Genomic DNA, 8,849 nt, shown 5'->3' on the forward strand with positions numbered 1-8,849 from the left:
CCACGCGGTGTCGGTGCCAGTCCCTAGGCTGGGGGGATGCTCGAGGAACCTCGCTCAGGACGGCTTACGGCGTGGGGGAATGCCCTGATTGCCGGACTTGCCGCACCAGATAACGTCGCCGATGAGGTAATCGCCGGCGATACGGTCCACCGTGTTTCCGGATTGCCGGGTGAGCCGGCCCCGGTCGGCCTCACGCTGGGGCTCGGCCGGCTGCGCGCCCTGGGGGTGACGGGGCTGCGGCTCGCGCTGCCGGTGCCGGGACATCCGCTGGGGCTCAGCGGGCCGCCGGACTTCAATGCCCGGGCGCTCGCGGCGGGCGAGGCGGTCGTCGCGGTCGGGGGACCGCCGCTCGGTCTCGTACCGGAGGTGAGGGAGGCCGGTCCCCGGGGCGATGTGCATGTCGAGGTGGAGTGGCACTGCCTGGAGGTCCGGCAGGGGCCGCCCGCGGACGTGCCGTCGCTGGGCGAGGCGGAGCGGGAGCTGGCGGAGGCGCTGAGAGAGGCCACGGCGGCGCTGACGAAGCTGGATGTCGCGGGGTCGGGTCCTGCCGCGCAGGCGGCGCTGGACGCATACCGGGCACGGGCGGAGCGGGGGCGCGAGGTGCTGGCGCCGGGGTATCCGCCGCGGGCGGCGCGGGTGCTGGAGCTGGCGCAGCGGGTGGCGGCGCTGGTGGCGATCGCGACCGGGGAGCACGGGGCGGCGGTGAGCGCCTCGGAGATCGCGGCGCGGGCCGAGCTGCTGCGGCCGGTGGAGCGTACGGCGCGGAGGGCGCAGGTCGCGGCGTACAACGCGTACGTGGAGGAGGCGGAGCGGCGGAAGGGCTGAGGCCGCCTCTCGTAGGGAGTCCTGTAGGAGGACCGGTACAGAGCGGAAGGCCCCGCGGACGTCGTTGTCCGCGGGGCCTTCCGGCGGCGTCAGTGGTTGACGCAGACATTCCCGATAGTCGGGTTGACGAACGCGATGATGTTGATCGAGTTGCCGCACAGGTTGACCGGGATGTGCACGGGCACCTGGATGACGTTGCCCGAGATCACGCCTGGAGACTTCGCAGCGATGGCATCGGCGTTCGAGTCGGCGAGCGCCGTGCCGGCTCCGGCACCGGCGACCATCCCGGCGGCGGCGATGGCGAAAGCTGCCTTCTTGGCAGTGCTCATGGAAGCGTTCCTCCTGCTGTTGTACGACCCCGGGCGTGGGGCCACGCCCTGAGGAACGCGGGGCGTGGTCGGATGAAACGGGCCGGGGCCGGGAACCCCCCGTACGGCCGAAGGCAAAGGACCGGCCCCGGAGGCGAGGCCTCCGGGGCCGGTGGTCACAGTTGGACCCGGCGCTGTCGCCGGGTCACTTGTTGATGCAGAAGTTCCCGGTCGACGGGTTGAGGAGGCCGATCACGCTCACGGTGTTGCCGCAGGCGTTGACCGGGACATGCACGGGCACCTGGATCAGGTTGCCCGAGACGACACCCGGGGAGTTCTTCGCCAGGCCGCCGGCGTGCGCACCGCCGCTGGTGGCGGAGGCAGCTCCGGCTCCGGCCAGGGCGAGGCCTCCGGCGACCATGGTGACGGCGGCGACCTTGTGCAGGTTCTTCACTTCGTTGACCCTTCCTTGCATGTGGCACTGCAGCGAGCCGCCGCAGCACGCCATGGAGAACGGCCGAGGGTCGATGAGGTTGCGCCATTCGGGCTACATACACCCGACGGTATGAATCTCAGCCCGGAGGACGACGTTCCGCTTGCACTCCGATGAGACGACGATCAGATGCCGATTCCGTGCCGTACGGCCCAAAGGGCGGCCTGGGTGCGGTCGGAGAGGTCGAGCTTCATCAGGATGTTCGAGACGTGGGTCTTGACGGTCTTCTCGGACAGCACCAGCGCGCGGGCGATCTCGCGGTTGGAGCGGCCGTCGGCGATCAGGGTCAGCACTTCGCGCTCGCGCTCGGTGAGCGTGGTGCCCCGGCCGGTGCCGCTGCCGGCCTCCTCCTGGGACAGCAGCGCGTCGGCGACCTCCGGCTGGAGCAGCACATGGCCGGCGTGCACGGAGCGGATGGCGCCGGCCAGGGCGTCGGGGTCCACGTCCTTGTAGACGTAGCCGGCGGCGCCGGCCCGCAGGGCGGGGACCACTGTGCGCTGTTCGGTGAAGCTGGTGACCACCAGGACGCGGGCCTTACTGCCCTCCTCGCGGAGCCTGCGCAGCGCCGCGATGCCGTCGGTGCCGGGCATCTTGACGTCCATCAGGATCACGTCGGGGCTCAGTTCCTGGGCGCGCAGCACTCCCTCGTCGCCGTCGCCGGCCTCACCGACCACCTCGATGTCGGGCTGCACTTCGAGGAACGTACGCAGGCCGCGCCTGACCACCTGGTGGTCGTCGACCAGCAGGACGCGGATCGTGTCAGCCACCGGGCACCTCCATCTCGATCACGGTGCCCTTGCCGAGCGCCGACTGCACAGTCAGGGCGCCGCCGACGCTGCTCGCCCGGTCCCGCATGGAGACCAGGCCGAGGTGGCGTCCGGCGCGGCGCACCGCCGACGGGTCGAAGCCGCACCCGTCGTCGGTGACGGTGAGCACCGCGCCCTTGGCGCGGCCTTCCAGGCGGACGGTCACAGCGGTCGCGCCGGAGTGCCGCAGCGCGTTGTGCAGCGCCTCCTGGGCGACGCGCAGCACGGCCTCCTCCTGGGCGGCCGGCAGGGCCCGCAACCGGACGGTGGCGAAGTCGACGCTCGCCGTGTGCGCGCGGCCGAGCACCTGCACCTCGCTGCGCAGCGCGGCGACGAGGCCGTCCTCGTCCAAGGCTGCGGGCCGCATCTCCACGACGACGGCACGCAGTTCGTCGGCGGCCTCGGCCGCGAGGGCGGCCACCTGTCGCAGTTCGTCCTTGGCGCGGGCCGGATCGCGGTCGACGAGGGTGGCGGCTGCCTGGGCGGTGAGCCGCAGCGAGAAGAGCTTCTGCGATACGGCGTCGTGCAACTCATGCGCGATACGGGCCCGCTCCCCCACCAGCGTCAACTCGCGGCTGCGCTCGTAGAGCCGGGCGTTGACCAGCGCGATGGCGGCGTGCGCGGCGAGGATGCGCAGCAACGCCTCGTCCTCCTCGGTGAAGCCGCACACGTCGACGGGTGTGGGGCACCTCTTGTTCGCGAGGAAGAGCGCGGCGAGCACCTCGTCGCCGTCGACGACGGGCATGCCGATGAAGTCGGTCATGTCGGGGTGGGCCTTGGGCCAGCCGTCGAAGCTGGGGTGCTTGCGTACGTCGGGCAGCCGCTGGGTGGTGGCCTCACTGAGCATGAGCGCGAGGATGCCGTGCTGGCGGGGCAGCGGGCCGATCGCCTTCCACTGCTCGTCGCTGATGCCGTCGACCACGAACTGGGCGAAGCCGCCGTGGTCGTCGGGCACGCCGAGCGCGGCGTACTCGGCGTCGAGCAGCTCGCGGGCGGAGCCGACGATGGTCTGCAGGACCTCGCGGACCTCCAGGTGCCTGCTCATGGCGAGGACGGCCGCGCTGACCGCTTCGATGCCGCGTCGGGACGCGTGGCTGGACATGTGTTCACCGTACCGGCGGCGGGTTGCCGTGGGGATCGGCCGCTCGGCGGGTGGGCGGGGGCCTGGAGACCTAGGGCGAAGTGCCCCCGTCGGGTGCTGCGGGCGGCCGAGGCGCCGGGGGTGCCGCGTTCCTACGGTGAGGGCAGTCGTCCGGCACGGGGCCGGTCGGCGGCATCGGAGGACTGAACCATGCCGGTAGCGATCATCACTGGGGCATCACGGGGTCTGGGGCGGGCGCTGGCGGCGGCGCTGGCGGCGCGCGGCTGGGACCTGGTGATCGACGGACGCTCGGCGGATGCGCTGAAGGCCGCGGCGGCCGAACTGGAGGGTCTGGAGGGTGCGGCGGGGGTGACGGCGGTGCCGGGCGATGTCGCCGAGGCCGCGCACCGGGTCGAGCTGGTGGCGGCGGCGTGGGAGTTCGGCGGCCTCGACCTGCTGGTCAACAACGCGAGCGCGCTGGGCGCCGAACCGCTGGTGCCGCTGGCCGAGCAGCCGCTGAACGGTCTGCGGGCGGCGCTGGAGACCAATGTGCTGGCCCCTCTGGCGCTGGTGCAGGAGGCGCTGCCGCTGCTGCGGGCCGGCTCGGGGACCGTACTCAATGTGAGCTCGGACGCGGCCGTGGAGGCGTACGGGACCTGGGGCGGCTACGGGGCCACCAAGGCCGCCCTCGATCAGCTGTCCGCGGTGCTCGCGGTGGAGGAACCGGCGCTGGCCGTGTGGGCGGTGGACCCGGGCGACATGCGTACGGAGCTGTACGCGGCTGCCGCGCCGGACGACCCGGACTTCGCGGACCGGGCCTCGCCGGAGTCGGTGGTGCCGGCGCTGCTGGGGCTGCTCGACGAGGGCGCGGGCAGCGGTCGCTACTCCGCCCCGGCGCTGCTGGAGGGGGCGCGATGACGGTGATGGGGGGGCTTCGGGTGCCGCCCGAGCTGTCGGCCCGGGTGCCGGTGGAGAAGCGCGGCGGCGGGCGGGACGCGGTGCGGCTGCTGGTCGGGCGCAGGGCCGCCGGGGTGGGGGTCCCCCCGACGGAGTCAGAGGGCGTTTCGCACCACGGCTTCGGTGAGCTGCCGGGGCTGCTGCGGGCCGGGGACGTCCTGGTGGTGAACACCTCCCGGACGCTGCCCGCCGCGGTGGACGGGCGGCTCGGGGAGAAGCCGGTGGTCGTGCACTTCTCGACCCGGCAGGACGACGGGCGCTGGGCGGTCGAGCTGCGTACGCCGGACGCGCGGGGTACGACGCTGCGCCGGGCGGGCGGTCCCGCCGGGGTCGTGGTGGCGCTGCCGGGCGGGGAGCGGCTGACGCTGCTGGCGCCGCTCTCGCCGCGGGGGGACAGGCTGTGGCTGGCGGCGGTGTCGGTGGCCGACGTGGTGGCGTACCTGGGGCGGTACGGGCGGCCCATCCGATACGGGTACACGGAGCGGGACCAGCCGCTCGCGGCGTACCAGACGGTCTTCTCGGTGCCGTCGGCCGATGGTCTGGGCTCGGCGGAGATGCCGAGCGCGGGGCGGCCCTTCACGGCGGGGCTGGTGACGGAGCTGGTGAGCCGTGGGGTGCAGATCGCGCCGATCGTGCTGCATACGGGCGTCGCCTCGGCGGAGGCCCACGAGCCGCCGTATCCGGAGCGCTTCGCCGTGCCGGCCAGCACCGCGTGGCTGGTGAACGCGGCCCGGGCGAGCGGCGGCCGGGTGGTGGCGGTCGGTACGACGGCGGTTCGGGCCCTGGAGTCGGCGACCTCCGGCCGGGGTCGGGTCCGGGCGGCGCAGGGCTGGACGGACCTGGTCATCACCCCGGAGCGCGGTGTGCGGGCCGTGGACGGTCTGCTGACCGGGCTGCACGACCCAGAGGCCTCCCACCTGCTGATGCTGGAGGCGGTGGCGGGGAGCGCGCTGCTCGAGCGGGTGTACGCGGCGGCTGTGGCCGGGGGCTACCTGTGGCACGAGTTCGGTGACGTGAACCTATTGCTGCCGTAAAGGGCGTCCCAAATCGACCACAGAGTGTGTCTCCGGCGTCGCGATGAGCGATTCCGGAGGCACCTCCATGTGAAGCACCTCATGGGACGCAAATCACTTACTAACGGGTTTAGTAGTCCTACCGCCCCCTCACATGCCCAGGTGGGAGGCCCAGGGCCAAGCTCCGCGTAGGGGGCAACTACGGCATTCGGTAGTAATGGGCATCTTTGCCAGGGGATTTACACGCCGCTAACAATTACGGGGTCGCTCCGCGCCGCGTTCGACACGTGGCGCTTCTCTTTGCCTGAGGGCAGTGCCTGACGGCAGAGCGGAGCACCGCGCGAATGGAAGAGGTAACTCCCCCATGAACGTCCCCACGATCCCGATGCTCAACCGTCTGACCAAGGTCCACAAGTACTCCGCCGCCGGCGTTGCCGCGGCAGGTGCCGGTGTACTGGCCATCACCGGTGTATCCGGGACGGCCGGGACGGCCGTAGCCGCCCAGCAGGTCGCCGACTGGACCCCCGCGTCGAGCGCGCAGCAGCAGAGCATCGCCGGTCAGGCCAGCACACAGGCCGCCACCGCGAAGAAGAAGGCCGTGGCGGAGGCCGCCGCTGCCAAGAAGAAGGCCGCTGCCGTTGCGGCCGCCAAGAAGAAGCACGAGGCTGCCGTCGCCGCTGCCGCCAAGCGCAAGGCGCAGGCTGCCGTCGCGAGCCGTAGCCAGGTCCGCAAGGCAATCACCAAGGCTCCCGCCCGGGCGGTCGTGAGCGGTACGCCGCAGCAGATCGCCTCGTCGATGATGAGTTCGTCGCAGTTCCAGTGCTTCTCGCACATCGTCACCCGTGAGAGTGGCTGGAACCCGTCGGCGACCAACGCCTCCTCGGGCGCGTACGGCCTGGTCCAGGCCCTCCCGGGCACCAAGATGGCTTCCGCCGGCTCCGACTGGCGCACCAACCCGGCCACCCAGATCAAGTGGGGCCTGAGCTACATGAACGGCCGCTACGGCAGCCCCTGTGGCGCCTGGTCCTTCTGGCAGGCCCACAACTGGTACTGAGCCGACCGGCTCGTCCAGTAAACGCAGAAGGGCGGCGGCCTCCCGTGTCGGGAGGCCGCCGCCCTTCGCAGTTCCCCTACTTGCGCATGACCTCCGGCTCGTGCCTGCGCAGCAGGCGCAGCACGAGGAAGCCGCAGATCACGCCGATGCCGATGAGGACTGCCATGTCGATGCCGTACTGACTCGCGCTGTGGTCCCACAGGGGGTCGAAGTCGGTCGGGTTGTTCGGGTCCCACGGCGGCATGAGGTGGGAGAGGTCGAGGGTGGCGCCGGCCGCACCGATGGCCCAGCGGGACGGCATGAGCCAAGCGAACTGCTCCAGGCCGACCGTGCCGTAGATCTTGAACAGGATCCCGGTGAAGACGACCTGGATGATGGCGAACATCACCAGCAGCGGCATGGTCTTCTCGGCGGTCTTCACCAGCGCGGAGATCACCAGGCCGAACATCATCGAGGTGAAGCCGAGCGCGATGACGACCAGGGTCAGCTCCAGAGCGGGCAGGCTCTTGAAGACGACGCCCTGCGCGGGCAGCACGCGCGTGGAGAAGCCGATGGCGCAGATGATGACGCCCTGGAGGACGCTGATCAGTCCGAGCACGAAGATCTTGGACATCAGGTAGGCGGAGCGGGACAGGCCGGTAGCGCGTTCCCGCTCGTAGATGACCCGTTCCTTGATCAGCTCGCGTACAGAGTTGGCGGCACCGGAGAAGCAGGCGCCGACTGCGAGGATGAGCATGATCGTGCCCGCGTCGCCGTTGAGCTTGGCCTTGCCCTGCGGCGGGCCGAGGCCGAAGTCGGCGGGGATGACACAGCTGACCGCGCCGAGAACGGCGGGCAGGATGATCATCAGGCCGATGAAGCCCCGGTCGGAGGCGATCACCGACAGATAGCGCCGCACCAGCGTGAAGAACTGCGACATCCAGCCCTGCGGCTTGGGCGGTTTGGCGGCCCGACGTGGGACGACGGGTGCGGATATCGGGGCGGCGGCGTCGAGGTCGGCGGCGTACATCTGGTAGTGCTGCGAGCCCTTCCAGCGGCCCGCCCAGTCGTAGTCGCGGTAGTTCTCGAAGGCGGAGAAGACGTCGGCCCAGGTGTCGTAGCCGAAGAAGTTCAGCGCCTCCTCAGGCGGGCCGAAGTACGCGACCGCGCCGCCCGGGGCCATCACCAGGAGCTTGTCGCACAGCGCCAGCTCGGCCACCGAGTGGGTGACGACCAGGACCGTACGGCCGTCGTCGGCGAGGCCGCGCAGCAGCTTCATGACGTCCCGGTCCATGCCCGGGTCGAGGCCGGAGGTGGGCTCGTCCAGGAAGATCAGGGACGGCTTGGTGAGCAGCTCCAGGGCGACAGAGACACGCTTGCGCTGGCCGCCCGACAGGGAGGTGACGCGCTTGTCGGCGTGGATGTCGAGCTTGAGCTCGCGCAGCACCTCGTCGATACGGGACTCGCGCTCGGCGGACTTGGTGTCGCCGGGGAAGCGGAGCTTGGCCGCATAGCGCAGGGCGGTGCGGACCGAGAGCTCCTTGTGGAGGATGTCGTCCTGCGGGACGAGGCCGATGCGCTGGCGGAGCTCCGCGAACTGCTTGTAGAGATTGCGGTTGTCGTACAGCACGTCGCCCGCGTCGGCGGGACGGTAACCGGTCAGGGCACGCAGCAGGGTGGACTTGCCGGAGCCGGACGGGCCGATGACCGCGACCAGTGACTTCTCGGGGACGCCGAAGGAGACGTCGTTGAGGATCGTCTTGGTCGTTTTGCCCTGCGGCACGCGCACGGTGAGGCGGCGGGCCGAGAAGGAGACCTCGCCGGTGTCGACGAACTCCTCCAGCCGGTTTCCGACCAGCCGGAAGGTGGAGTGGCCGACGCCCACGATGTCGTCTGCGTCGAGCAGATGACGCTGGACCGGCTGCCCGTTGACATATGTGCCGTTGTGGCTGCCGAGGTCGACGATCTCGTAGCGGCCGTCGGGGTGCGCGCGGAATTCGGCGTGGTGGCGGGAGACCTGCAGGTCGGAGACGACCAGCTCGTTCTCCAGCGCACGGCCGATGCGCATGACGTGGCCGAGGGCGAGCTGGTGGAAGGTGGTGGGGCTGCGGTCGCCGTAGACCGGCGCTGTTCCGGCGCCTGCGCCACCGGCCGGACCGGTCGATGCGGGCGCCTGCTGGGGTGGTTGGGCGTGCGACCCGCCGCCCCAGCCGCCGGACTGCGGTGGTAGGGACTGCTGCGGTACGGACTGCTGCGCAGGCGGCGCGCCCCACGCCGGGGCCGCGGCCTGCTGGGCTGCGACGGCCGGCTGGGCCGCCGCGGGCCGCGCCTGC

General features: G+C 71.4%; 9 protein-coding genes. 4 read left to right on the forward strand and 5 right to left on the reverse strand.

Going from position 1 to position 8,849, the window contains the following annotated elements; all coding sequences use genetic code 11:
- The first annotated feature begins 36 nt into the window (after positions 1 to 36).
- Complete coding sequence (locus tag EFK10_RS03890) at positions 37 to 825, forward strand: hypothetical protein (protein ID WP_127354365.1); 789 nt, start codon at positions 37 to 39, stop codon at positions 823 to 825.
- Between the two features lie 89 nt (positions 826 to 914).
- Here EFK10_RS03890 and EFK10_RS03895 read toward each other — a convergent pair whose 3' ends face one another.
- The 4 genes from EFK10_RS03895 to EFK10_RS03910 all read right to left on the reverse strand — a co-directional run bounded on the left by EFK10_RS03895 (position 915) and on the right by EFK10_RS03910 (position 3,534).
- Entirely contained in the window at positions 915 to 1,154 is a 240-nt protein-coding gene (locus EFK10_RS03895; RefSeq protein WP_127354366.1) for a chaplin, read from the reverse strand.
- 184 nt (positions 1,155 to 1,338) lie between these two features.
- On the reverse strand, positions 1,339 to 1,587 hold the full coding sequence (locus tag EFK10_RS03900) for a chaplin (protein ID WP_127354367.1): 249 nt from the start codon (positions 1,585 to 1,587) through the stop codon (positions 1,339 to 1,341).
- A 164-nt stretch (positions 1,588 to 1,751) separates the two neighbouring features.
- Positions 1,752 to 2,393: a response regulator gene (locus EFK10_RS03905; protein ID WP_127354368.1), complete on the reverse strand. Its 642-nt coding sequence runs from the start codon at positions 2,391 to 2,393 to the stop codon at positions 1,752 to 1,754.
- Positions 2,386 to 3,534 (reverse strand): GAF domain-containing sensor histidine kinase, encoded by a 1,149-nt coding sequence (locus EFK10_RS03910; RefSeq protein ID WP_127354369.1) that lies wholly within the window; start codon positions 3,532 to 3,534, stop codon positions 2,386 to 2,388. The genes EFK10_RS03905 and EFK10_RS03910 overlap by 8 nt, the downstream gene beginning before the upstream one ends.
- Before the next feature lie 189 nt (positions 3,535 to 3,723).
- On the opposite strand from EFK10_RS03910, the gene EFK10_RS03915 reads away from it, so the two are divergent.
- From EFK10_RS03915 to EFK10_RS03925, 3 genes are all read left to right on the forward strand, one after another.
- Complete coding sequence (locus EFK10_RS03915; RefSeq protein WP_127354370.1) at positions 3,724 to 4,431, forward strand: SDR family NAD(P)-dependent oxidoreductase; 708 nt, start codon at positions 3,724 to 3,726, stop codon at positions 4,429 to 4,431.
- A complete protein-coding gene (locus EFK10_RS03920; protein ID WP_127354371.1) occupies positions 4,428 to 5,504 on the forward strand; it encodes an S-adenosylmethionine:tRNA ribosyltransferase-isomerase in 1,077 nt (358 codons plus the stop codon). Before EFK10_RS03915 ends, EFK10_RS03920 begins: the two co-directional genes overlap by 4 nt.
- 343 nt (positions 5,505 to 5,847) lie before the next feature.
- On the forward strand, positions 5,848 to 6,537 hold the full coding sequence (locus tag EFK10_RS03925; protein ID WP_127354372.1) for an aggregation-promoting factor C-terminal-like domain-containing protein: 690 nt from the start codon (positions 5,848 to 5,850) through the stop codon (positions 6,535 to 6,537).
- Positions 6,538 to 6,613: 76 nt separating this feature from the next.
- On the opposite strand, the gene EFK10_RS03930 is transcribed toward EFK10_RS03925, so the two are convergent.
- Positions 6,614 to 8,849: ATP-binding cassette domain-containing protein (locus tag EFK10_RS03930; RefSeq protein ID WP_127354373.1), on the reverse strand; the 2,236-nt coding region annotated here is incomplete at its 5' end.

This window comes from Streptomyces soli (genome assembly GCF_003999195.1).
Classification (GTDB): Bacteria; Actinomycetota; Actinomycetes; order Streptomycetales; family Streptomycetaceae; genus Actinacidiphila; species Actinacidiphila soli.

Coding starts and splice junctions, on each gene's coding strand:
- EFK10_RS03890 (WP_127354365.1), top strand. CDS start 37: ATGCTCGAGGAACCTCGCTCAGGACGGCTTACGGCGTGGGGGAATGCC.
- EFK10_RS03910 (WP_127354369.1), bottom strand. CDS start 3,534: ATGTCCAGCCACGCGTCCCGACGCGGCATCGAAGCGGTCAGCGCGGCC.
- EFK10_RS03895 (WP_127354366.1), bottom strand. CDS start 1,154: ATGAGCACTGCCAAGAAGGCAGCTTTCGCCATCGCCGCCGCCGGGATG.
- EFK10_RS03920 (WP_127354371.1), top strand. CDS start 4,428: ATGACGGTGATGGGGGGGCTTCGGGTGCCGCCCGAGCTGTCGGCCCGG.
- EFK10_RS03915 (WP_127354370.1), top strand. CDS start 3,724: ATGCCGGTAGCGATCATCACTGGGGCATCACGGGGTCTGGGGCGGGCG.
- EFK10_RS03925 (WP_127354372.1), top strand. CDS start 5,848: ATGAACGTCCCCACGATCCCGATGCTCAACCGTCTGACCAAGGTCCAC.